The organism is Roseibium sediminicola, assembly GCF_023156505.1.
Taxonomy (GTDB): Bacteria; Pseudomonadota; Alphaproteobacteria; order Rhizobiales; family Stappiaceae; genus Roseibium; species Roseibium sediminicola.
Genome location: NZ_JALNMJ010000022.1, coordinates 44,974 through 67,240, shown reverse-complemented (window position 1 = coordinate 67,240; position 22,267 = coordinate 44,974). Strand labels below are relative to the sequence as shown.

The 22,267-nt window shown below is 60.7% G+C and carries 28 protein-coding genes and 1 tRNA gene; 23 read left to right on the top strand and 6 right to left on the bottom strand.

Features of this window, described 5'->3' with window-relative positions:
* Window positions 1-450, top strand: coding sequence for a hypothetical protein (locus tag M0H32_RS23720; protein WP_248158240.1), 450 nt, complete (start codon window positions 1-3; stop codon window positions 448-450).
* Here M0H32_RS23720 and M0H32_RS23715 read toward each other — a convergent pair.
* Entirely contained in the window at window positions 444-737 is a 294-nt protein-coding gene (locus tag M0H32_RS23715) for a hypothetical protein (protein ID WP_248158239.1), read from the bottom strand. The two genes, M0H32_RS23720 and M0H32_RS23715, sit on opposite strands and share 7 nt — an antisense overlap.
* Window positions 738-801: 64 nt before the next feature.
* Here M0H32_RS23715 and M0H32_RS23710 point away from each other — a divergent pair, with 64 nt between their 5' ends.
* The 17 genes from M0H32_RS23710 (at window position 802) to M0H32_RS23630 (ending at window position 16,244) form a co-directional block, all read left to right on the top strand.
* Window positions 802-984 (top strand): hypothetical protein, encoded by a 183-nt coding sequence (locus M0H32_RS23710; protein ID WP_248158238.1) that lies wholly within the window; start codon window positions 802-804, stop codon window positions 982-984.
* A 16-nt stretch (window positions 985-1,000) separates the two neighbouring features.
* Window positions 1,001-1,969 carry a phage tail tube protein gene (locus M0H32_RS23705; protein WP_248158237.1) on the top strand — a complete coding sequence of 323 codons (969 nt, stop codon included), beginning with the start codon at window positions 1,001-1,003 and terminating at the stop codon, window positions 1,967-1,969.
* Between the two features lies 1 nt (window position 1,970).
* Window positions 1,971-2,417, top strand: coding sequence for a hypothetical protein (locus M0H32_RS23700; RefSeq protein WP_248158236.1), 447 nt, complete (start codon window positions 1,971-1,973; stop codon window positions 2,415-2,417).
* An 86-nt stretch (window positions 2,418-2,503) separates the two neighbouring features.
* Complete coding sequence (locus M0H32_RS23695) at window positions 2,504-2,734, top strand: hypothetical protein (RefSeq protein WP_248158235.1); 231 nt, start codon at window positions 2,504-2,506, stop codon at window positions 2,732-2,734.
* Complete coding sequence (locus M0H32_RS23690) at window positions 2,724-5,156, top strand: phage tail tape measure protein (protein WP_248158233.1); 2,433 nt, start codon at window positions 2,724-2,726, stop codon at window positions 5,154-5,156. Before M0H32_RS23695 ends, M0H32_RS23690 begins: the two co-directional genes overlap by 11 nt.
* Window positions 5,157-5,160: 4 nt before the next feature.
* Window positions 5,161-5,529 (top strand): hypothetical protein, encoded by a 369-nt coding sequence (locus M0H32_RS23685; protein ID WP_248158231.1) that lies wholly within the window; start codon window positions 5,161-5,163, stop codon window positions 5,527-5,529.
* Entirely contained in the window at window positions 5,526-6,047 is a 522-nt protein-coding gene (locus M0H32_RS23680) for a DUF1833 family protein (protein WP_248158229.1), read from the top strand. The genes M0H32_RS23685 and M0H32_RS23680 overlap by 4 nt, the downstream gene beginning before the upstream one ends.
* A gap of 8 nt (window positions 6,048-6,055) precedes the next feature.
* Window positions 6,056-6,460 (top strand): hypothetical protein, encoded by a 405-nt coding sequence (locus tag M0H32_RS23675; protein ID WP_248158223.1) that lies wholly within the window; start codon window positions 6,056-6,058, stop codon window positions 6,458-6,460.
* A gap of 53 nt (window positions 6,461-6,513) precedes the next feature.
* Window positions 6,514-10,857, top strand: a complete 4,344-nt coding sequence (locus tag M0H32_RS23670; protein ID WP_248158221.1) for a host specificity factor TipJ family phage tail protein — start codon at window positions 6,514-6,516, stop codon at window positions 10,855-10,857.
* Window positions 10,854-11,678: a hypothetical protein gene (locus tag M0H32_RS23665; protein WP_248158214.1), complete on the top strand. Its 825-nt coding sequence runs from the start codon at window positions 10,854-10,856 to the stop codon at window positions 11,676-11,678. The genes M0H32_RS23670 and M0H32_RS23665 overlap by 4 nt, the downstream gene beginning before the upstream one ends.
* Entirely contained in the window at window positions 11,678-12,121 is a 444-nt protein-coding gene (locus M0H32_RS23660) for a hypothetical protein (protein WP_248158213.1), read from the top strand. Before M0H32_RS23665 ends, M0H32_RS23660 begins: the two co-directional genes overlap by 1 nt.
* 49 nt (window positions 12,122-12,170) lie before the next feature.
* Window positions 12,171-13,595, top strand: a complete 1,425-nt coding sequence (locus tag M0H32_RS23655; RefSeq protein ID WP_248158212.1) for a tail fiber domain-containing protein — start codon at window positions 12,171-12,173, stop codon at window positions 13,593-13,595.
* 63 nt (window positions 13,596-13,658) lie between these two features.
* Window positions 13,659-14,051: a hypothetical protein gene (locus M0H32_RS23650; RefSeq protein WP_248158211.1), complete on the top strand. Its 393-nt coding sequence runs from the start codon at window positions 13,659-13,661 to the stop codon at window positions 14,049-14,051.
* Window positions 14,052-14,130: 79 nt separating this feature from the next.
* Window positions 14,131-14,865 carry a peptidoglycan recognition protein family protein gene (locus tag M0H32_RS23645; RefSeq protein ID WP_248158210.1) on the top strand — a complete coding sequence of 245 codons (735 nt, stop codon included), beginning with the start codon at window positions 14,131-14,133 and terminating at the stop codon, window positions 14,863-14,865.
* 77 nt (window positions 14,866-14,942) lie between these two features.
* Window positions 14,943-15,410: an inadl protein gene (locus M0H32_RS23640; RefSeq protein WP_248158208.1), complete on the top strand. Its 468-nt coding sequence runs from the start codon at window positions 14,943-14,945 to the stop codon at window positions 15,408-15,410.
* A 147-nt stretch (window positions 15,411-15,557) separates the two neighbouring features.
* Complete coding sequence (locus tag M0H32_RS23635; RefSeq protein ID WP_248158207.1) at window positions 15,558-15,827, top strand: hypothetical protein; 270 nt, start codon at window positions 15,558-15,560, stop codon at window positions 15,825-15,827.
* 27 nt (window positions 15,828-15,854) lie between these two features.
* On the top strand, window positions 15,855-16,244 hold the full coding sequence (locus M0H32_RS23630) for a hypothetical protein (protein WP_248158201.1): 390 nt from the start codon (window positions 15,855-15,857) through the stop codon (window positions 16,242-16,244).
* 94 nt (window positions 16,245-16,338) lie between these two features.
* On the opposite strand, the gene M0H32_RS29785 is transcribed toward M0H32_RS23630, so the two are convergent.
* Window positions 16,339-16,587 carry a DUF551 domain-containing protein gene (locus M0H32_RS29785; protein WP_425607359.1) on the bottom strand — a complete coding sequence of 83 codons (249 nt, stop codon included), beginning with the start codon at window positions 16,585-16,587 and terminating at the stop codon, window positions 16,339-16,341.
* Window positions 16,563-16,823: a hypothetical protein gene (locus M0H32_RS23625; RefSeq protein WP_248158199.1), complete on the bottom strand. Its 261-nt coding sequence runs from the start codon at window positions 16,821-16,823 to the stop codon at window positions 16,563-16,565. The genes M0H32_RS29785 and M0H32_RS23625 overlap by 25 nt, the downstream gene beginning before the upstream one ends.
* A 182-nt stretch (window positions 16,824-17,005) precedes the next feature.
* Here M0H32_RS23625 and M0H32_RS23620 point away from each other — a divergent pair, with 182 nt between their 5' ends.
* Complete coding sequence (locus tag M0H32_RS23620) at window positions 17,006-17,848, top strand: DNA adenine methylase (protein WP_248158323.1); 843 nt, start codon at window positions 17,006-17,008, stop codon at window positions 17,846-17,848.
* Between the two features lie 56 nt (window positions 17,849-17,904).
* Here M0H32_RS23620 and M0H32_RS23615 read toward each other — a convergent pair whose 3' ends face one another.
* Together M0H32_RS23615 and M0H32_RS23610 are read right to left on the bottom strand one after the other, a co-directional pair.
* Window positions 17,905-18,132 carry a hypothetical protein gene (locus M0H32_RS23615; protein ID WP_248158196.1) on the bottom strand — a complete coding sequence of 76 codons (228 nt, stop codon included), beginning with the start codon at window positions 18,130-18,132 and terminating at the stop codon, window positions 17,905-17,907.
* A 355-nt stretch (window positions 18,133-18,487) separates the two neighbouring features.
* Window positions 18,488-18,562, bottom strand: a tRNA-Thr gene (locus M0H32_RS23610).
* A 192-nt stretch (window positions 18,563-18,754) separates the two neighbouring features.
* On the opposite strand from M0H32_RS23610, the gene M0H32_RS23605 reads away from it, so the two are divergent.
* Both M0H32_RS23605 and murA read left to right on the top strand, forming a co-directional pair.
* Window positions 18,755-19,210, top strand: a complete 456-nt coding sequence (locus M0H32_RS23605) for a hypothetical protein (RefSeq protein WP_248158194.1) — start codon at window positions 18,755-18,757, stop codon at window positions 19,208-19,210.
* 166 nt (window positions 19,211-19,376) lie between these two features.
* On the top strand, window positions 19,377-20,666 hold the full coding sequence (murA, locus tag M0H32_RS23600; RefSeq protein ID WP_248158192.1) for a UDP-N-acetylglucosamine 1-carboxyvinyltransferase: 1,290 nt from the start codon (window positions 19,377-19,379) through the stop codon (window positions 20,664-20,666).
* A gap of 176 nt (window positions 20,667-20,842) precedes the next feature.
* Here the strand turns inward: murA and M0H32_RS23595 are convergent, their stop codons facing one another.
* The gene (locus tag M0H32_RS23595) at window positions 20,843-21,316 is read right to left on the bottom strand and encodes a DUF3124 domain-containing protein (RefSeq protein WP_248158190.1); all 474 of its coding nucleotides are present in this window, start codon (window positions 21,314-21,316) and stop codon (window positions 20,843-20,845) included.
* A 126-nt stretch (window positions 21,317-21,442) separates the two neighbouring features.
* On the opposite strand from M0H32_RS23595, the gene M0H32_RS23590 reads away from it, so the two are divergent.
* Complete coding sequence (locus M0H32_RS23590; protein ID WP_248158188.1) at window positions 21,443-21,655, top strand: hypothetical protein; 213 nt, start codon at window positions 21,443-21,445, stop codon at window positions 21,653-21,655.
* A gap of 140 nt (window positions 21,656-21,795) precedes the next feature.
* Window positions 21,796-22,233, top strand: coding sequence for a DUF2948 family protein (locus tag M0H32_RS23585; RefSeq protein WP_248158187.1), 438 nt, complete (start codon window positions 21,796-21,798; stop codon window positions 22,231-22,233).
* Window positions 22,234-22,267 lie beyond the last annotated feature (34 nt).

The window sequence follows — 22,267 nt, the reverse complement described above, 5'->3', positions numbered from 1 at the left end:
ATGAGTTCGGACGCAGTCCTGACAGCGCTGCACGCGGTTTTGACCGGCCTGGCGGCGGCAGAAGCCGACGTGCCGGAAATCGCGCGCAACGAGAACCTGGACGACGCTTTTGCGGCACTCGATGGCGGTGCGCAAGCCTATGGCAACATGGTCGACGGCGATCTGGAGCGGATCAGCGAAGCGCTCGGCGTGACCGGCGGTCAGTACGAAATCCGTCAATTTGCGTTGCTGGAGCTGATCGTCAAGGCGCCGAGCGATGCGGAACGGCGGGCGGCCTTTGAGGCAATCCTGTTCAAGGTGCATGCCGCCCTGGAGGCCGCAACCGGCGGCGTTGCCAATTGGGAAATCACCGGAATTGAGCGGCTCAACCAAGCGACGGACGGTGATCCCGAAGCTGCCGGACGAACCGTCGAAATCACCTGCGAATTTGTTTCGGATGTTCCTTATTGACCAGGATCGGAAGACCGCCTGTCGGGAAGTGTCGCAACCACGAGCGCCATAATCACGAAGGTCACGCTACCTACGGTCAGAAAATTGACCAGTTGCCGCTGTTCGTTTGTCCTTACGGCGATTTCCTCCGAAGTGAGAACCCCTGAAGCCGCAGCAAACAACCATACGCCAACCATGAGAATAAGGGTTACCGACCCCCAAGCAATTCCGGTTCGACCTTTCCAGGCCTGAGCCAGAACGCCAATCAAGATAGGGACGGCAAGATAGCCGACAAATATCAGTCCCATGTTTCACCCTCCGGTTGTTCTGCTGGAGGTTACCCTATGCAACCAATGGAAGGCAAATTCTGCCATGACAAGCAAACGCGACAGTGCGCCGGACAAGGCGCGCAAACCCTTTGTGCTGCTTGAAGACGTTCCGGGTCTCGGATCGCGGGGCAGCGTGCAGACCCTCACGCAAACCAAGGCTGACGAACTCGGCGCGAAAGTGCGCCTCGCGGGTCAGCGCGACCTTCAGATCGCCGGCAAGGCGTAAACAGGAGACCTGAGCAATGCCCACAAGTGCAACCCCGCGCGGCAAGACCGCCAATCTTCTGTTCGGCGATCAGGCCGACTTTTCGACGCCGGCGCCGGTCGACTACATCTCGACGCCGTTCTATTCAGAGAACCTCGGCGAAAACGAGCCGCTCGAGTCCGATCCGCTCCTGGGCACAGCCCGCACAAACAACCGCGATCAGACCGCGCCGGCACCGGGCTTGATCACCATGGGCGGCGATATCGTCGTGCCCATGTGCACCAACCATCTTTATTACTGGCTGACTGCGCTATTCGGTGCCGGTGTGACCAGCGGCGCCGGGCCTTACGACCATGTCTTCACCAGTGGCGGGGAAGTTCTTCCGTATCGCACAATTGAAATCGAGAAACGGGCCGGCGCTTCGTTTTTCCAGAATATCGGCTTGCTGGCGTCCGGTTTTTCCTTCGACAGCGCCCGCGCCGGCGGTTTCCGCCAGGCGACCATCAATCTTGTCGGCCGCAGTCAGACCAAGCTTGGAGCAAGTGCCGGTGGCAACCCTGCGGCGCAGTTGGCGCTGAGCCAGATCCCGGCATCGAAAGGCCTGATGCGGATCGACAGTGTGGATGCCGCGCATTTCCTCGGCGGCTCGTTCAGCTATCAGAACAATCCGACGCCGGACGAAGCGCTGAACAGCACGGAATACCTGTCCGGCTATCAGTTGGACGACGATGCGACCTGCAGCGGTGCGAACCGTGTCCGGTATGTCAATGACAGCTATTACGACATCATGGACGCGGGCGACCCGGTCGCGCTGGAGCTGGAATTCGCGATTTCGGCAAACGCCAAGATCCTGTTCGCGATGCCGGCGGTCACGTTCGAGCGCACGCCTTTCGCACCGATCTCCGGTCCCGGTGGCCTGGAGGCGGAATTCAACTGGCAGGCGCATCAGACGGCCGCCGCGGCCATGCTGACGGTCACGCTCACCAACCAGATCGCGGCTTACTGATATGGCGGTTCGGCTTGGGAAAACAAATCTGGTTCCGGGGGCAGTAAAGTTTCCAGACGGAATCTGGGTGACGATGCGCCGGGCGAATTCCAGTGATCTGGAAGATGCCGAGGCAGAGGCAGGCAAGTTGATTGCCGGCCTTATTGAAGGGGCGGAAACTCTTTCCGAATTCGGTCTGGGTGAGAGCGAAGGAAACGATTTCTCTGACCTCGAACAAGCGTTCGGCAAATCCCAATTCCTGACACTGGCCATGGTGTTTGAGCGTGTGGTTTCCGACTGGAGCGGCGTGCTCGATGAGGATGGTCACCCAGCACCGCTCTCCAGACTGTATATCGGCCGTTTTCTTCTCGATCCGATCTACCGCGGGGAGTTCCGAAAATCGGCTTACGCCCGGCTCTACGAGGTGATTTCGGAGGGAAACGGGTCCGCCGCCTCGCCGACTGGATAGGGCGGGGCGGCCTGGACTACTGCGCAAATTGCAAGAAAACCGATCAGAAATGCGGACGGGCTTGTCCGGTCGAGAAACACAAACCCGTGACGCCGGAGGGCCGCGCGGCGGTGAAGGTGGCGTCACAACCTGGTGTGCAGCGCATTCATGCCTTTTCCGGTGAAGTGATCGGACTGGATGTTTCGGAAGCAAGGGTGCGGATCGTTGATGAGTCTCTGGATCCGAAACTGGTCATGACATGCCTGACTGAATTCGAACGCGGACTGTTAACGGGTCGCGTTTCCGCAAAAAATGGAGATAACGACAGTGGCACCTAGGACACCGCAAGTCGGCATTCGCCTTGCCGCTTTGGACGGGAAGATCGTGCAACGCGAGTTGCGCAAATTTGGCAAGGAAGGCGAAGACGCCCTGCAGCGTATTCAGAAAGCGAGCAAGCCCGCTGCCCGTGGCCTGAAGGCGCTCGATGCAACTGTGGGCGAAATGAAGTCCAGCGCTGCGCGGTTGTCAGCAAGGGTTGGCCCGCTCGGATCGGCGCTTTCGGCTCTTGGTCCTGTGGGGCTTGCGGCGTCTGTGGGAATTGGGGCGCTGGTGCTCGGGTTGACCGTTGCTGCTGACCGGAGCCGCGAAGCCGTCGCCGCGATCACCGAGGTTGCCAATGCGGCGCGCCGCGCCGGTCTCGATGCGCAGGACTTTCAGGAGCTTGCCTATGTCGCCGAGGTCAATCAGATCTCGATTGACGCGCTGACCGATGGCATCAAGGAACTGAACCTGCGCGCGGATGAGTTCATTGTCACAGGGAAAGGTTCGGCGGCTGAGGCTTTTCAGCGGCTTGGCTTCAGCGCGGATGAACTCAGCGAGCGGCTCCGGAATCCTGCCGATCTGATGGTGGAAATCATCAAGCGCACCGAGGACCTGGACCGTGCGGCTCAGATCCGCATCGCGGACGAGCTGTTCGGCGGCACAGGCGGTGAGCGGTTTGTGGAGCTGATCAACCGGGGCTCTGCTTCGGTGGAGGCGCTGGTAGGTGAGTTCCGGGAATTGGGTATCGGCTTCGATCAGAACATGATTTCGAAAGCAGAGGATGCGGATAGGGAATTTCGGAAGCTAAGTCTTCAGATCGACAACAACTTCAAGGAGGCGCTTGTCAATTTGGCGCCGGTTGCGCTCGCTACAACAAGGGCGCTGCTGAAGATTTCGGAAGCGCTTGGCGTGCTGAGCGATGCCTTTAGTGATTTCGAGGAAAAGTCGTCCAAAGGGCGCACATCGGCGCTCGACAGGTTGCGCGAGGACCTGGCGCGGCAAGAGGAGAAAATTGCGATTGCGCGCGAACGGCGCAACACGCCAGGAGTTGCCAGTTTCGTCATTGATGACGAAATTCGCCAATTGGAAGCAGAGCGGGCGCAGATCCGTAGGCAACTAACCGCGAGGGAGCGCGCGGAGTTTTCAATCCGTGATCGTGAAAGCGTTCGGAGGCTTGGTGCGAGCAGCACGTCCAACGAGCCAACCGAGGCCGACCGGGCTGCCGCCGAGGCTTGGCGCAAGCGTATCCTGACGGCCGACCAGGAACGTAAGAATTCGCTCGCTGAGATCGCAAGATTTGAAAAAGACGGCTTGCTGTCGGCTGAAGATGCAGCTCTTGCGAGGTTGGACGCGGAAAAAACCTACGCAGCGGCGATCAAGAAGACAGGCCGGGCGGGTCGGCAGGAGGAAGCCAAACTCCTGCGCGAGGTGCAATCGCTCCTGAAGGCCAGTCAGGCACCGGCAACCGAACTGAAGACACGGCTTGAGCGCATCGCCGAACTGCAGTCGGAAGGCCTGTTCGACCGAGCGACCGGCGGCAAGGGCGAAGCCGCGGCACAACGCGCGCGTGTTGTCGCCATGCGGGAATATCTCGGTGCGGCTGAGGACACGGCCGAGGCTCTTGAGCATCTGCGGGATCTGGCCCGGGACGGGATTGGCGCGGATGCTCTGGCCGCGCAGGTGGCCCTTGCGGAAGAGGCTGGAAAGTCCTTTGGCGAAACCATGTCGGGCGTCGGCGACAAGATCAGCGACAGTCTGACGGACGCGATTTTCGAGGCCGGTGAGGAAGCCGAAAGCTTCTCCGAAATCATGGAGCGACTCGCGCGGCAACTCGCGAGGGATTTCGTGAATTCGCAGTTCCGTAATCTGTTCGGTCAGATCAGCGGCGGTTTTGGTGGCGGTGGGGGCAACCTGATCACGTCGCTTTTCTCGTCTCTGCTCGGCGGCGGCCGATCCGCGTCACCGGCTATCATGCAGGCGACGGCAGGCATTTATCACGATGGCGGCCGGATTGGTCCGGGCGGCAGGACCCGGCAGGTGCCGATGTCTTTGTTCGCGGGCGCCGAGCGGCGCCATGGCGGCGGTTTCATCGGCCCGCGCGAACGGGCGATCATTGCCGAGGATGATGAGCGCATGCTGACGCTGGCCATGCAGAAGAACACGGCCGACAGCCTGCGCTCACTGGCCTCGCTTGCCAGCCGGCCGGCGCCGGCCATGCCGGCGGGGTCGGGCGCACCAATCGTCAATATCTACGCACCTGCCGGACAAGAGGTCTCTACCCGTGAGCGGCAGGGTGCAGGAGGTGCGCGTGAGTTGGATGTGATCATCGGTCAGGTGGACCGGTCGATTGCAACGAAGATCGCAGAAGGTACCAGCCATACGGGCAGGGCGATCGGTAAACGGTACGGGTTGAACCGTGCCAACGGACTGGCGGGGTAAGTCGATGGTTCTTCCTGTCTGGCCGGCAACTGTGCCGGATGCGCCGCAGCGGCCTTCCTACCGGGTCTCTCAACCGTTCAACCAGAACGACATCACCGACATGGAGGCGGGCAACTCCCGTGACCGGCCGCGTGGGACTGTCCAATACCGGATTGTCGAGCAGTCCATCCGGATGACGCAGACCGAATACGCGGCTTTTGAGGCCTATGTCCGGGATGACCTGGTCAAGGGCTCGCTGCGTTTCACCATGAATGTCTGGAACGGCTACGCGATGGCAAGCCACACAGTGAAGCTGGCCGGGCCGGACAAGTTCACGGTGTCGCCGAAGGGGCGCGCCTTGCTTGTGTCCATGCGGCTGGAGGTGGAACTTTGACAACGCACGAAGAGGCGATCCGCGAGGCCTATGCGTCGTGCGAGGGCGATATCATCCTGGAAACCGTCGAGCTTAGGCACCCGGCGTTTCAGGAGGGCGGCAGTCCGATCGCGCTGCGTTTCGTGGCTGATGGCGCAAACCATGATCTGCTGCTGGAAGACGACGCGGTCATGAACCCGTCCGAGGTAGTGACCTTCACGTCCATGCCCTTCGGTCTCGATCCGCCCTCTGACGAAGAGGGCGCGGTGCCGCAGGTCAAGTTCTGGGTCGATAACATTTCCTCCGAAGTGCACAAGCACATGCAACAGGCGGTGTTGATCCGCTCGCCGGTGTTTGTCACCTGGCGGGAATATGTGGTCGGTCAGGCCGGTCCACAAAACCGGGTCGACGGCATTGAGCTGCGTAACGTGAAGGTGACTTCGCAGCGGGCCACCGCGACGGCGCAGCCCGGCAACTGGTCTGACCGTCTGTTCGGCAAGGTCTATGACCGGGACGGTTTCCCGACGCTGTCAACATGAGCGCTTTGATGCCGTACCAGATCGGCCAGCTGTCGCGGATGATCGGGGCGCCCTATGACCCGGAGAACCGGTCGCCCGGCTTTCACTGCTGGGGCGCCTTCTGCGCGGCGCAAGAGATCCTCGGCCAGTCCGGTTTGCCGGATTTCGTGCCGGAAAGCGCCACACTGGCAGACCGTGCCAAAGCGCTGCGCGATCATCCGGAGCGGGCGCGCTGGCGCGAGATCGAGGAACCCGTCCTGGGCTGTGCCGTTCTGATGGCCAAGCAATCGGTCGCCACACATGTCGGCTGCTGGCTGGATCTGGACGGCGGCGGCGTCCTTCATGCACTCCCGAATATCGGGGTTGCTTTCGAAACCCTTCAAAAACTGAGGTTCGCTGGTTGGCGATGCATCACGTTTCACCTGCCGAAATGACCCCGGTGCCTGCGCCGTTGCCGCCGTGCACACCGTTGCGCTTGCCGGCCGTCATGGGCGCGTCCCTTTCGGAAATCGTCGAGGCGCACGGCCCGGCCAAGTCCGTCGCGTTCTATGTGATGGTCAATGGGGAACCGGTGCTGCGCGCCGGCTGGGACCTGGTGCCGGCGCCGTCCGACGTGGTCGAGGCGGTTGTGCTTCCGCGCGGCGGCGATGACAGCAAGTCGGTGATGGGCCTTGTCGCGCTGATCGCCCTGTCCGCGTTCGCGCCGTGGGCGGGCGGCATTATCGCCGGTGCCCTCGGTGCAAGCTCGACCGGCATCATCGCTGGCCTCGCCGGGGCGGCTATCCTGGCCGGCGGCGGCATCCTGATCAACACGCTGCTGGCACCGAAACCGGCGTCGACCGCGAGCACCGAGCTTGCCGCATCGCCGACCTACACCGCCAACCCGTCCGGCAACAGAGGGAGGCTCTACCAGGCGATTCCCGTACAGTACGGCGAGCACCTGATGCGGCCGGACTATGTCTCCGATCCCTATCAGGAGTTCGAGGGCAACGATCAAAAACTGTTCCTGTTGTTCGGCCGGGGCCTGGGGCGGTCGGCGCCGAAGGACGTGCGGATCGGCGAGACCGTCGTCTGGGAAGCAGGCAGCGGCTATACCGGCGCCATCGACGACATCGAGATTGCGTTCTATGAGCCGGGCGAACAGATTGACCTTTTCCCGGTGCAGGTCGAGACGTCGTCAGAGGTCGGCAGCCAGCTGATCGATCAGGGCAACACGGTCGGGCCTTATGCCGCCGTTCCGGCCGGGGAGACCGCGCAAAAGCTGGCGGTCGACATTCTGTTGCCCGAAGGGCTCTATCGCATCTTGAACGATGGCGCCAAGCAGTCCGCGACCGTCCAGTTTCATTTCCGGTACCGCGAGATCGACGGTCTGGGCGCGCCGGTCGGGGCTTGGCAGACCCTGACGAACCAGACCTTGACGCTGACGACAGCGACGCCGCAGCGGTTTTCCTATTCGGTCGACGTTCCGGCCGGGCGCTATGAGGTCAAGGCCGACCGGATCAACGCCTGGTCGGACAGCGACCAGATCTTCGACCGGCTGGAATGGGCGGGGCTGCGCGCCTATCTGGACGGGCCGCAAAGCTTTCCGGATCTGTCCACCATGGCCGTCAAGGTCAAGGTGAACGAGCAGCTGACCCAGCAATCCTCCCAGGACTTCCGTCTTGTCCAATGTCGCATTCTGCCTGTCTGGAACGGCGTCGCATGGGTTGAGCAGGAAACCAGGTCGATTGCATGGGCTGCGGTGGATGTCGCCCGCAACTCGCTCTACGGGGCAGGGGAAGCCGACAGCAAGATCGATTTTGCGACCTTCATGGCCTATGACGCGCTCTGGGATGCGCGGGAAGACTATTTCGACGGCATTTTCGATACGCGCCAGACCCGGTTCGATGTGATCAACACGATCCTGGGGGCGGGCCGCGCGAGTGTGCGTTTCGCTGGTGACCAGATTTCCATGGTGCGCGACGAACAGCGCGCCCTGCCGTCTCAGGTCTTCACCGACCGCAACATCGTGCGCGGGTCGCTGGAAGTCACTTATGACCTTCACCAGACCGACAGCGCCGACGATGTGATCGTTGAATATATGGACGCCACGTCCTGGACGACGGAAGAGGTCCGTTGCACCATCGCGCAGTCCACGTCGGAAGCGCCGGCGCGCATCCGGATGATCGGGCCGTCGAGCCGCGATCAGGCCTGGCGGGAAGGCATTCACCTTGCCGCGGACAACTATTTCCGGCGCGAAAGGGCGACCTTTAGAACTGAGTTGGAGGGGCGTTTGCTCGCACGCGGTGACATGATCCGCGTTCAGTCCGATATGCCTCAGACGTGGGGAAAGTCCGGCATCGTAAAGGCCGCTGCTGGCCTGTCCATCACGTTGGACCGCGAACCGGAAACCGATCCGGGAAACACCTATATTCGCTTCCGCCAAAAGAACGGCGAAGAATGGGGGCCGTGCAAAATCACGTGGACGCCCGGATCCGCCGTCGTCACGCTGGACAGCGACGACTATGACGCGGCTGAGGCCGTGTTCGGTTCGTTGGCCGTTCACCTTGATGACAATGGTGGAGAGGCGCCGGTCTATCTTCTTGGCGAAGGGGTGGACTTCACCTTCAACGGCATTGTGCTCGGCATGGTGCCTGAGGGCAAACGGGTCCGACTGGAAGTGGTTCGCGACAATGCCGCCGTTTACCTCGCCGACGATGGCCTGACGGTCCCGGATTATCCGAGCGGCACGTTGCTTCCGCCTTCTTCCGGCGCGCCGGTAATTCAGAGCATGACCGTTGCCCGGGAACTGAGCGTAACGGAAAGTTTCCTGAGTGTATCTGCGCTGCCCGGTCCCGGGGCAAAGACGTTCAAAATTGAAATTTCATACGACGAAGAGACATGGGCTCCGGTCTATGAAGGTTCGTTGCCTGTCGCTTCCGTCGCCGTTCTCCGCGACGCACTATGGGTGCGCATGCAGGCGATCGGAGACCGTCCCGGTCCTTACAAGTTTGCTGCAATCGCAGCAGCGCCGGCAGAAATCAGGTTGCCGGATGGTGTCGTTGTGCAATCCGCCGCCAATATTTACGACGACATTCGCGGGACAGTGCCAGCCGGAGAGCTGTTGAGCGATCTTGAAGCCGCCGAGCTGATGGCTCGGGAGCTGCGGGATAGTCTTTCGCAGGAAGGCGCCCCGGTGCCGAAGGCAATCAACTCGGTTGCCTGGCAATTGAATGAGGCTGCGCAGGGCCTGCTTCAGAACCTGCTCGATACGCAGGACCTGAAAACGACCCTGAAAGAGGCCGGTATCGAGGTTGTCGGCAACAAGGTCCGGATCTTCGGTCTGGATCAATATGTCAGCGAGAACGACGCGCGGGTGTCGTCGGTGGAAATCTCGCTTGATGCCGCCAACTCGCAGATTGCGTTGAAGGCCTCGCTTTCGGAAGTCACCGAGCTGATCGCCACGACGGTCAGTTATACGCCAGCCCGCAGATGGGAATGGAACGGAACGGTTGAAAGCTGGTCCGGGGTCAATGCGACACTGTTGGCCGGCACATCCACGGTAACGGTTACAGGGACGGGAGCGGGCAGCGGTCTGTCGATCTTCGGTCTCGACATCGATGCGGCGGAAGCAACGTTCATTCGCTTCCGCGTTCGACGGATCTCCGGGTCGGATTGGTCCGGCAAGATCGAATGGGATACCGGCGGTGGCTTCTTGTACGAACAGGCCATTACCGAGCCAGACACGCCATCGGTGATGACAGAAATCACCGTTTCGCTCGCCGCCAATCCTGAATGGAGCGGTACGGTTGAAGGCCTCCGCCTGACGCTGGGTGACGGCTCGACGGTGTACGAACTGGATTATCTGGAGGTCTCGGCCAATGCGCTCTATGACCTTCTGACGGCCGGGATCGACGCCCGTGTTTCGGAGGTCGAGGCCGATCTTGATGCGGTTGAATCGGCCCTTACGCTTAAAGCGACTGTTGCCGACCTGGGGGTGGCGGAAGGCCGTATAACGACGGCTGAGACCCGGCTCGATGGGCTGGACGCTTCGATTGCATTGACGGCCTCGCAGGCAAGCCTTGACGCCGTTGAAGGCCGGGTCGACACGGCGGAGGTCGAAATCGACGCGCTGCAGGGGCAGATCCAGCAGTCCATCGTGTCGATCAGCGTCGATAACAACAACCAAAACGAATTGAACGGCCAGACTCTGCTTGACCGGATCTTTGGGGATCTCGATTTCCGGAACGATTTCGAGGGGCGGTTCGCTACGGCAGTCACGTCTCTGGTTGCGCGCACGGATGCCGGCGACATCGCCCTCGCACAGTCCATTCTTAATCTGACGGCGATTGTCAATCAGAATGCGGCCTCGATCGTCTCGGAAAGTTTGGTCAGAGCGAGTACCGATGGAGCGCTTGCCAGTTCTATCAACTCGGTATCGACAACCGTTAATGGGCACACGTCTTCGATCACGACACTGCAGTCATCCGTAAACGGACTTGAAGCGCAATACGTGCTCTCGGTGTCTGCCGGAGGCGCGGTTGGCGGTTTCACGATCACAGGCATCGAAAAGGGCGACGGGTCCGGCAGCATCGATTTCGGTATTGCGGCTGACCGGTTTTTTATCGTCGACCCGAACGACACCGACACGGCAGTCGCCCCGCTCGTTTTCCAGGGCGGCACGCTTTACCTGAACGATCTGGTTGCGGTGTCGATCACGGCCGACACGCTGAGTGCCGTTTCCGTTGACCTCGGCATTGTGAGGCTTGGCAAAATTCAAAACATCACCGCAACAACTACGTTTCTGATCGATGCGACAAACGGCATCATTCACATGGAGAACACGGCGTGACCGTCTTCCGGGCTGATCTTCAGAAAAACATGGTCGCGATCTATACCGGCAGTCGCGACGAGAGTGTCGAGGATAATCCGCTTGCCAACATGGACCGGGTGATTTTTCACTCGGATCTGCCCTATGTCGAGGCGGTCGACAAAGTCAGCGGGGAGGTTTTGATACCGGCGCCCAGCAACACGACCTGGGGCTATTATTCGCAGGTCAATCTTTTTGCGCACGGCCTCAGCTATACGCCGCTGATTATCCCGCTTGCCCATAATGTCTATGACATCAATGGAACGCTTTGGAGCGTCATTCCGGCGAACCTGTCGTTCCCGAACTGGCGTGCGAACCCGCGTGACTACTTCAATCCGCCGGCGCAGGGTACCAATGGGCAGGTCGGTTACACAAATATCTGCGCCACCGACACACATGTTGTCGCGACGACGATGTGGAACAACGCAATTGGCAGCGTGCTTCGTTTCAATCTGAAATTCACTGTCTACGTTACCAATGTCGCCCTGTCCGGCACGGTCAATCCACCGCTGTCGTCGGAGCTGATCCGGCTCGACGCGGATGAGTTGAAGATTGCCGGCAAGTTTTCTTCGCTGGACACGCATTTTTCAGAAAGCGGACCGGGCGACCCGGTCCATTTCCCGATGGGCGGGGGCACGCTCGTCAACGAAAACATCGGCCTGCGGTCCATGGCTATCACGTTCAACGGCTCGAAGTTCCGCGGAAGCCCCTACGGGACAAAGGCGCCAATTCAATACAGCAATGTGAGCAGTGAGGCGAACAGCGTCTCGACCGGCTCGATCACCGCAAAGGCGGACGGCTGATGTCGACCCTGATTGACCTCGCCAACAACATCTACCGTTTCGGGGGCTTCGACCCGGACAATGGCATGATGCTGCCGTTTGCGGCTTACACGGGAAGTCTGTCATTCCCGTCTCGCTCCACCGGGTCAAGCACGGCGGCATGGGACCTTGCGACGACGGTGGCGACCGGACTCGACCCGCGCGCCACCTTCGTCAGCGGCATGGGACAGCTAACTGCGCCCGGTTATTTCACCAGCGCCTGGTATTCGTTCGGCGGGTCAACGCTGATCGTCTGGCAGGAGAATGGCCCCGGCGGATTTTCCGCCAAATATCAGGTCTTCAGCGCGATCAGCGGTGGCAACCTGATTGTTGGCGGGCGTCAATACATTTCGAACCATTCAACAGTGCAAAGCGCCACCTTCAATTTCCGCATTCTGCTGCTCGGCTTTGCAAGCGCAACCTAACCATATCTGAGGTGCAAACATGACCAGTTACACCACCGGGCTTGTCACGGTGACCAACGGCTCGACGGCGCTTGCCGGTTCCTCCACCGCATGGGAGAGCGCTATTGTTCCGGGCGACCTGTTCGCCCTGACGTTGGCCGGGCCGTTCTATGAGGTGACGACAGTCAATTCCGACACGTCGATCACACTCGACCGGGCCTATGCCGGATCAACTCAGTCCGGCCAGTCGTATGTGATTTTGCGTCTCTCCCTGTCCCGGCAGTCAACGGCCTATCTGGCGAACCGTGTTCAGGGGCTTCTGGATGCCTATGACGGTGTGCTGTCGATTGACGGAAATGACCAGATCCTGACCCTGGACAAAGCGGCGGCTGCTAACAGTGCCGTGACCCGGATCAGGACGGCCGGTTCCGAGCGATGGAAAATTGGGGCGGATGGCAATGATGACTATGCCATTAAAAGATCAGCTGATGGCGCCACCTTCAGTACAGCGCTTTCAATCGCACGCTCGACGGGTACCGTTTCGATCACGTCGCTCGACGCGACGGTGCTGCACCTTATTCGGAGCGGCACCAATGCAGCGATCCGCGTTCAGTCTTCCGGTGGTTCGATTTATTACGGAGCCGATGCGGCCGCTAGTTTTGCCGTAGCAACGAGCGCGAACCTTGGGTCCAGCCCTTTATTCGTGATCGACGCCAGTGGAGACGCCGCGCTGGCCGGGGACCTGGCCGGATCTGGCGGCGCTTCCTTTGCCAACAAGCTGAGCCTGTCAAGCGCCACTTATCAGGATCACCTGGAACTGGCGCGCAGTTCGACCATCTGGCAGCTCTCGCCAAGTACGGACGGCTCTATCGATTTCACGCAAACCGGAACCTCTGGGAGTGCGGAAGACGGTATGGTGCAGTTGCCGGGGCTGAAGGTTGAAGACGATATTCTTCCGTCCACTGACAACAACAGCAACCTGGGTAACGGATCGAAACGTATGGCCGTGATCTATGCGGTCACCGGCACAATCAACACCTCGGATGTTAACGAAAAGAACTGGCTCGGCAGCCTTGGCGCCAAGGAAATCGCGGTCGCCGGTCGTGTTGCCGAGAACATCGGTTCTTTCCAGTGGCTTCAATCCATCGAAGAGAAAGGCGTTGGGGACGCGCGCATCCATTTCGGTCTGACGGCTCAGGCCGTGGAGCAGGCGTTCGTTGACGAGGAGCTTGATCCTGCAGCTTACGCGGTCTGGTGCCGGGACCCGGTCATGACCGTCGAGCGGTGGACCGAAACAGAGACCAAAGATGTCGATGGCGAGGCTGTCACCGTTACGGTTGAGAAAAGCCGGAGGGTTCAAGAGGTGGACGCGGATGGAAATCCGGTTTTCCGCGACGGCCTGCGACACGATCAGGTGATGATGATGCTGTCTGCGGCAGCTCTGGCGCGCCTGGATAGCCATGCCGCCCGTCTGGACGCCCTGGAAGCGGCCTAACTTTCAAGATCTATTTAACCAAGCGGCCCGCGTTACGCGGGCCTTTTTCAAAAGGAAAACAAGATGCGTTACATCGAACTGAAAACCCTGGGGATCGACCCGCAGGACCTGAACGACCGGTTGCAGTCCGGTGCGATCACCGGCGAGCAGGCAAAAGCCGAGATGGATGCAAAGGGAGCGCAGCTGGATTATGCGGCCATTATCCGCGACCTGGTCAAAGCGCCTCAGCAGGGAGGTATCGATCTTGATGCCATGCGCCGCCACATGCGCATTCTCGACGCGCTGGACGCCGCAAGCGGTGTTCTTGCGCTTGAAGATGCGGATCACGCGCTGCTGGCGAAGCTGGTCAAAGGGCACAAATGGGCTATGGCTGACCGGAACATTTTGACGTTCTGCGAGGAAATCGCCGCGGCGCCTTGCACAGATCCGCGCCTGATTGCAGAGGCGGCCGAATAGAGCGCGGCGTAAACTCTGCTCGTCAAGTGACCCGCCCTTCAAGGCGGGTTTTTTCATGTCCAAACAACAGGAGCCTGCGATGTTCCATTTTGCAAAACCCGCCCGAACCGTGCACACGACCTGGCTGCATTGTTCCGCGTCCGACAATCCGAAGCATGACGATGTTTCCGTGATCGATGCCTGGCACAAGGCGCGGGGCTGGTCCGGTGTCGGCTATCACTTCTTTATCAAGAAGGACGGCACGGTGCAGACCGGCCGGCCGATCAACCGGATTGGCGCCCATGTGGCGGGCCACAATACCGGGTCCATCGGGATTTGCCTTCATGGCCTTGAAGAAGATCGCTTCACCAAAGCACAGTTCGAAAGCCTCCGTGATCTCTGCGGTCAGATTAACGCGGCCTATGGGCTACAGATGCGCTTCCGGGGACACAAGGAAGTCGCGGCCAAAGCCTGTCCTGTCTTCGATTATCGCAAGGTGCTGGCGCTAGACCGCAAAGGGTTCATCACTGAACCGTTCAGCAGACGCGACCCGGTACGGCTGGAAGCGATCCCGGAAACGGACGGCGCGGCAAAGGCGGATTATCCGGAACTCGATGTTGGCGACCGGGGTGATGCTGTGAAGCGCCTGCAGGAGCTGTTGAACGCCGCCGGCGCCTTCATGGGCGTCGATCTCAAGGTCGACGGCATCTTTGGCGGTCAGACCGCCGAAGCCGTGGTCGAGCTGAAACAGGAATATGATCTCTACCCGTCGCCCGTTGTCGTTGCCCATGTCTGGCGTACGCTGATCGCGGCAGAGAAAGCGCAGGCGGCCTAGCCGACAAGGATCCGGCCCGGCGGCCCGGTCGTTCTGAAAGCCGTCGCACATCACCCCGACAATTGGAGATTTCTATCATGATCCGCATCGCATGCGCGGCGCTGATGGCGCTCGTTCTTTTTCCCGTGTCGGCCATGGCGGCCGACACGTCCGTTGATCTGTCTGGCCTGGTCGAACCGGCCGCGCAGATCGTGGTGGCCGTTCTGGGTGCCTTTGCGCTCTGGCTGGCCCGCAAGGCCGTCGACGCCTTCCAGGAACGCACCGGCCTTGAGTTGGATGGCCAGCTGAAACAAAAGGTCGATGACGCCCTGTTCAACGCCGTTCAGTTCGGCAAGGCCAAGGTGCTGACAAAGGTCAAGGGCCGGCAGGTGACCTTTGATGTCCGCAGCGAGGTGTTGCGCCACGCGATCAGTTACGCGCAAGGCGCTGTGCCAGAAGCACTGGCCTATTTCGACATCGATCAGGCGCGACTTTACGACCTGCTCGAGGCCCGTCTCGGCATCGACCTGGACCTTGACGGCGACATTGCCGGTCGGCCGGCATGACGGCGTTCCTGGCGGCCCTCAAGGCCGTCTTCACGGATTGGCTTGTCGGCATTGCCGGCGAGCTGTTCCGCCAATGGCGCCATGACCGGACCACCCGGCAAAACGCCATCCTGAAAGCTCAGCTCAAATCCAGAAAGGCAATCGACCGTGCGCAAGACACATCTTCTCGCCGCGATCCTGGCGCTATCCGCGAGCGCCTGCGCCGGCACGCAAGGCGGCGGTGACAGCCCGGCGGCCGATCTGGTGGCCGGTGTCGCCAAAGCCGTAACGCCGGATGCCGCTGTCGAAGTCGGCGACGTCTGCAAGGCGCTTTCGCGGATTAAATGGACCGAGGAAGACGCCGACCATGTGTCCGGCACACTGGCCGGGTCATTGGATGAGGTCCTGGAAATGGAACGGGAGCATGGGTGTCGCTGACCTGCGGCCCAAACAACGGGGGCAAACATGCCGCAACCTGGACTTGATCCGGATCTGGTCAAATGGCTGGACGGAAAATTCGAAAACCTGGTGTCGAAGCTGGACGAAAGCGACCGCCGCGCATCGGACAGCCGCCGCGATGTCTATCTGAAACTGGAAGAGCAGGGGCGGGCGATCCTCGACAGTCAGCATCAGATTGAGGCTGTCAAAAAAGACGTTGCGCAATTGAACTCGTCCATGGATGCGGCGAAACCGACGCTTGAAGAGTTCTCCAACATGAAAGCGCAAGCGACGGGGGCGGGCAGGCTGGGCCGGTTCTTCTGGATCGTCGGCGGGTTTGTACTCTTTGCCGCTGCATGGGTCGTGTCTCGGTGGGATGCCATCCTGGCAGGCTTGCGGGCTTTCAACGGGAAGTGAAAAAACGCCCCGCTTGCTGTCGGGCGGTTGGAAGGACTGAGGTTGAAATTCACTAAAGCAAAAAGGCCGGGCAGAGATGCGCCGGCCTTTCTGATTAGGGTTTTTGTGGTGGCGCTGGAAGCGGCATCCAGTGCGTCCAGTATCGCTTCTCTGTGTAGTTAGAGCTGTTCACATTCAGAAATTTGTCACCAGTTCCCGGATCTACCAGCCATTCGACGCTGTCGAACTCTTCCGCATTGCAGGCAAGGAATCCTGGGTGACCTTTTGGGGCCGCGAAGACTATTGAAACTGGCAAAACTGTCGGCAGCCGATAGGCGCCTAGTCGTGCTCCAAGCCGTACCATGTTCGGCTGTCATTCGTGCTGATGTAGTTCGGCCGCGTTGCCACCCATGATCCGCCGCAGCGCTGGCACCTGAAGCGCCGGCGTTTCGCCAGATCCGCGACGACATCGCTTTCCGAAAACCGATCGAGGCTTAGAACTGTCATTTGCGCGCAGCGCAGGCAATGCACCTGCACGCCGTTGCAGCGCTCGCGCGCCTCGGCGATCGTGATCGGCTTTCCTTCAGGCTGCTTTCTCACAACTTGAACTTTCTGCGTTTGACGCAGGAGGCCCGGAGCGCGGGAACGCTCCGGACTGCCGGCACCTATCCGCCAAGATTGAAGCCGGCCCGATGGCACTTAGCATTCCACCACTCCCGCGATCAGCCCGTGAGGGCCGATTCTGCGTGCTGCAGACCGGGGCTTATTGGAAGGCTATTCACATGGAGTCAAATTTATTTGGCGAGCGCGAGGGCGCCGGCGTCAATCCCGTTGCACCCTGGATAGGCGGTAAGCGTGCCCTGGCAAAGCGCCTGGTGCGGATCATCGCCAGTGTCGAGCATGACACTTATGCAGAACCGTTCGTCGGTATGGGGGGTGTCTTTCTGCGCCGGCCGGTCGCGCCCAAAAGCGAAGTGATCAACGATTATTCGGGCGAAGTGGTGAACCTCTTCCGGATCTTGCAGCGGCACTATCCGCAGTTCCTGGACTGCCTGAAATTCCAGATCACAAGCCGGCGCGAATTCGAGCGACTGCAGAAAGTCGATCCGTCAACACTGACCGACCTGGAGCGAGCCGCGCGATTCCTCTACCTGCAGCGCACGGCGTTCGGTGGCAAGGTGACGGGGCAAAACTTCGGCGTTTCAAAAGAACGCGATGGTCGCTTCAATCTGACAACCCTTGCACCGCTCTTAGAGGATGTGCACGAGCGTCTGGCCGGCGTAACCATTGAAAACCTGTCTTTTGAGGAATTCATAGCGCGCTATGACCGGCCGGAAGTTCTGTTTTATTGCGATCCGCCGTATTTCGGCTGCGAAAACGACTATGGGAAGGGCATGTTTGATCGCGCCGACTTTGCAGCCTTGGCTGACAAGCTGCGCGCGATCGAGGGTAAGGCGATTGTCTCTATCAACGACACGCCGGAAATCCGAGAGGTTTTCGCCGGGCTGACAATAAAGCCGGTCAAGGTGTCCTATACAATCGCACAAGCTGACCCCAAAGAATTTGGCGAATTGATTATCGCCAATTTCGAGCACCCGTTGTTGAAACAGGAGGCCGCGCTCTAGGGCGGCCCTCAGACGAAATCGAGGCTTTGCAGTCAGGCTGAACCGGCCGGTTTGACCTACTCCCGCGGCTCGGTGGTTGCCGGCCTGGAGTGAAAATGCTTGTGGTCGCCGGTCAGGACTTCAGCCAGATCGTCAACGGCGTTGAGAACGTAGGACGCGCGCTTGTACTCGGGCGATCCGATCTTTGCCCGTGTCATGACATCGACCGCGCCGGCGCGGCCCGTGCCGAGTTTTGCGAGTGTTTCTCCGGTCAGCACAAGCCGCCGGCCGCTGCGTCTGGACATGGCAAGCCCCTTTCTTGTTCGCGTTGTGTTCTCATTTAGCGCGGCGGGCTGGAACGGGCAAGACAAAGAGAAAAGCCGCGTCCCATGGGCGCGGCTTTCGTCGTTTCTGGGGCGGGCGATTCCGTCAGCCGTGCAGGGTGTCCAGCAGCTTGAAATCTTCCGGGCAGGAAGAGGCGGCGGGGGCGATGGTGTCGCCGGATGATGTTGAAAGGGCGCGGCCTCGACGTGAACAGAGCCGAAACCCGCGTGTCAAAAACGTGCCAGAATAAGCGGCTAATCCTGCTTTGTTCTGCATTTTGCTGCAGTTTGCCCTTTTTGGGGAATTGGAAAAAACTCTTATTTTTCTGATGGTTAGTGGTGCTGCCGGAGAGATTTGAACTCTCGACCTCTCCCTTACCAAGGGAGTGCTCTACCCCTGAGCTACGGCAGCTTGCGCGTCTTTTTTTGAAAAGACGGGCCTTGGGCCCGGACGGACGTTGAAACGCCGGTCATTAGGGACACAAGGGCTGTTTCCGACCGACGGTGCCGACCGGAATGAGGGGGCTTTTGCCATAAGAGCCTGTGGGACGCAAGCGGTGATTTGCTTTTTTTTGGCAGGCGGATCCGTGGGGCTGGCGGACATGTGCGCGAAGCGCTCAAACGCGCGAAACCGCGCGCCTCAGCCCTGACGCGGCAGCTGTGGATATTAATCAAACCGGCAAAGAGACCGCCGGCGCCGGACGGGGAACGCAGGCCGGCACGCTGGGAGGCTGCGCGCGGCCGCGCCAAGTCCCTTGGCTTGAGCATTGCGCCACGCCTGGTCGGCGGTTTGCACCGCGTGAACGTTGCCTCGCCGTGCTTTCCTTGTCGCGGGCAGCTTGCTAAAGAAGAGCCTTGCCCTTCACCGGATGGGATCGCCATGAGCGAAAAAGAGATGAAAGACCAGTCTGTTGAAGGCGACGGGGACAAAGAGGCAGTCCCGGTGCCTAAGACCGGCGAGAGCTCGAGCAAGAAAAAACGCGAGGACCGGCTGGCAGAGGCGCTTCGGGCCAATCTGCGCCGCCGCAAAAGCGCCGCCAAATCGCGCCAGGACGACTGAGCGGCGTGCACGCCGGACAAAGACCGGTTTGCCGTGCCCTGAAATTGCCCGGCGGGCGGTATGGGTCTGCCTTGCATGGGCCATAAGTTGCGTGTAGACCGCGACGGTGTTGTGAGCTTTTGATGGGATGACCGCGCGGGGCGTGCGGTCCGGTTCGGGGACAGAGATGGACAGTATCAAGGTCGTTGGCGGTGTCGAGCTGAACGGGACGATTCCGATTTCGGGTGCCAAAAACGCGGCATTGCCGTTGATGATCGCCTCGCTGCTGACGGACGAAACCCTGACGCTGACCAACGTGCCGCGCCTGCGCGACGTTGCCCAGCTGATGCAGATCCTGTCCAATCACGGTGTCGACTATTCGGTCAACGGCAAGCGCAACGGCCAGGACGATCTGGCCGGCCAGACGCTGAACCTGACCGCCCGCGAGATCGTCGACACCACCGCGCCTTATGAACTGGTTTCCAAGATGCGCGCCAGCTTCTGGGTCGTCGGCCCGCTGGTCGCCCGCTGCCACGAGGCGCGCGTGTCGCTGCCCGGCGGCTGTGCCATCGGCACGCGTCCGGTCGACTTCTTCATCGACGGCCTGAGCGCGCTCGGCGCGGAAATCGAGATCGAGGGCGGTTATGTGGTAGTGCGCGCACCGGGCGGCCTTAAGGGCGGCCGGGTGGAGTTTCCGAAGGTTTCCGTCGGCGCGACCCACACCATCATGATGGCGGCGACACTCGCCAAGGGCGAGACCGAAATCGTCAACGCCGCGCGCGAACCGGAAGTGGTCGATCTGGCCGCCTGCCTCAAGGCCATGGGCGCGAAGATCGAGGGCGAGGGCACCTCGACCATCCGCATTCAGGGCATGCCGCGCCTTCATGGCGCCCATCACGCCGTGGTCGCCGACCGGATCGAGACCGGCACCTATGCCATGGCGGTGGCCATGACCGGCGGCGACGTCCTGTTGCAGGGCGCGCGGGCCGATCTTCTGGATGCGGCCCTGGACACGCTTCGCCAGGCCGGAGCGGACATCACCCAGACGCCGGACGGCATCAAGGTCTATCGCAACGGCAACGGCATTCAGCCGGTGGATGTCACCACCGAGCCGTTCCCGGGCTTCCCGACCGACCTGCAAGCCCAGTTCATGGCGCTGATGACCAAGGCGGGCGGTACCAGCAGGATCACCGAGACAATTTTTGAAAACCGCTTCATGCACGTCCAGGAACTGGCCCGTCTCGGCGCGCAGATCCATATTGACGGCCGCACCGCCACCATTGACGGCGTTTCCACGCTGCGCGGCGCGCCGGTGATGGCAACCGATCTTAGAGCCTCTGTCTCGCTGGTGATTGCGGGCCTGGCCGCCGAAGGCGAGACCACGGTCAGCCGCGTCTATCACCTTGATCGCGGTTTTGAGCGCCTGGAGGACAAGCTGACCCGCTGCGGCGCGCAGATCGAGCGGATTTCCGGCTGATAACACGCAGGGCGCCACGGTCCATTCTCCGACCGGAAATCTGAGCTTCCTTCGTCATGCCATGGCTTGACCATGGCATCCATGCCGTTTCGTCGCAGATCTGGCACTGTCATGCTTTTGGCTTCGGTCACGGCATGGATTGCCGGATCAAGTCCGGCAATGACGATGACGGAATTCTAGTCGCCGGCCACCCGCCGTTCGATCACCCGCCCGCGCGAGGTGAAGGACGGGCCGGGGCCGCCGCTGCCGCTGGTCATGATCGCCTCGGCGATTGGGCTGAGGGCCGGTGTCTCTGAACTCCATTCAACCAGGAAATTGGCGCCGACACCGCCTGAGGTGTCGTTGATCGGGACAAGCACGCTGGTCGATTGCAACGGCGCGAGCGTGACCGGCGTGTCCAAAAGACTGCGCAGCCACTTGCCGTCCTCGCCATGATAGGCGACCGAGGTCAGCGTGATTGGTGTCTTCGGATCGACATTGTGCACTGCGAGCGTCGTCGCCAGAAGGTCAGACCGGGTCGGATAGGAAAAGATCCTGGAATAGGCCGGCACGTAAATGCTTTCGCCGAGTGCCTTTTGAAGGACATCCTGGGCCTGGGCGGGAACAAGAAGATTTAGCAGCAGGAAAAGTCCGGGAAGCAGTTTCAACATGATTTACTCGGCTTGGGCTGGCACACGATCCATTGGTAGGGCACTGTCCCGAATGAAGAGGCTGATTGCAAGGCATGATCGGCCGTCGCCTTACCCGCTTTCCGAAGGTTCAGGGAGCAGACAGACTTGGGCGCTCAAACCATCCGTTTTCTGATCCAGCTTGGCTTTGCCTTCGCCGGCATGGCCGCCGTTGTTCTGGTTCCGGCCCCTTATGGGCCGACGCTCGGCCTGTTTCTCGTGGTCTTCGGCCTCTGGCTCGGCAGACGGGTTTTTAAGCGCATTGCGACGCTGGAAGACGTCAAGGCGGACCTGCGCCAGCGGGTGGATGAGGGGCCATGACGGGCAATCAGGTTGTTCCATCGGCATTCAACATTGCCAAATGCCGATTTCCCCATTAGGTCAACAGCCTTGGGGATGGGCTGAAAATCGCCTATATGCCTCCTGCCGAAGACCAACGACCGGACCAGAACAGGACCGACATGGATCAGCTGAAACTTGCCGCCCTTGACGAGGAAGACCTCCAGGTTCTTTCCGCCCATCTGCAGGACGCCGTCCTGACGGTTGCCGACATCCGCTATCTGCCGAAGGAGCAGAAGGCGGTGTTCGTGATGAACCGCTTTGTCTGGGACAAGGAAGCCGACAAGCGCTCCAGGGAACATGAGCGCCGCCGCTCCGCGCTGGCCTTTGCCCAGGTCAAGGCCATGAAGGCACAGAACGTCAATCAGAAGGCCAAGGGCGCCGTGCTGGAACTGCTGGCCGTGACCTTTACGGCCGGCGAAGAGCCGGCGGGCAAGATCCTGCTCGCCTTTGCCGGCGGTGCCAGCCTGGAACTTGCCGTCGATTGCATTGAGGCGCAGCTGTCTGATCTCGGCGCTGCCTGGTCGACGCCGAACCTGCCGCAGCACGATCTCAGCTGAATTCGGATTTGAAGACGACGGCGCCTTGCGCCGG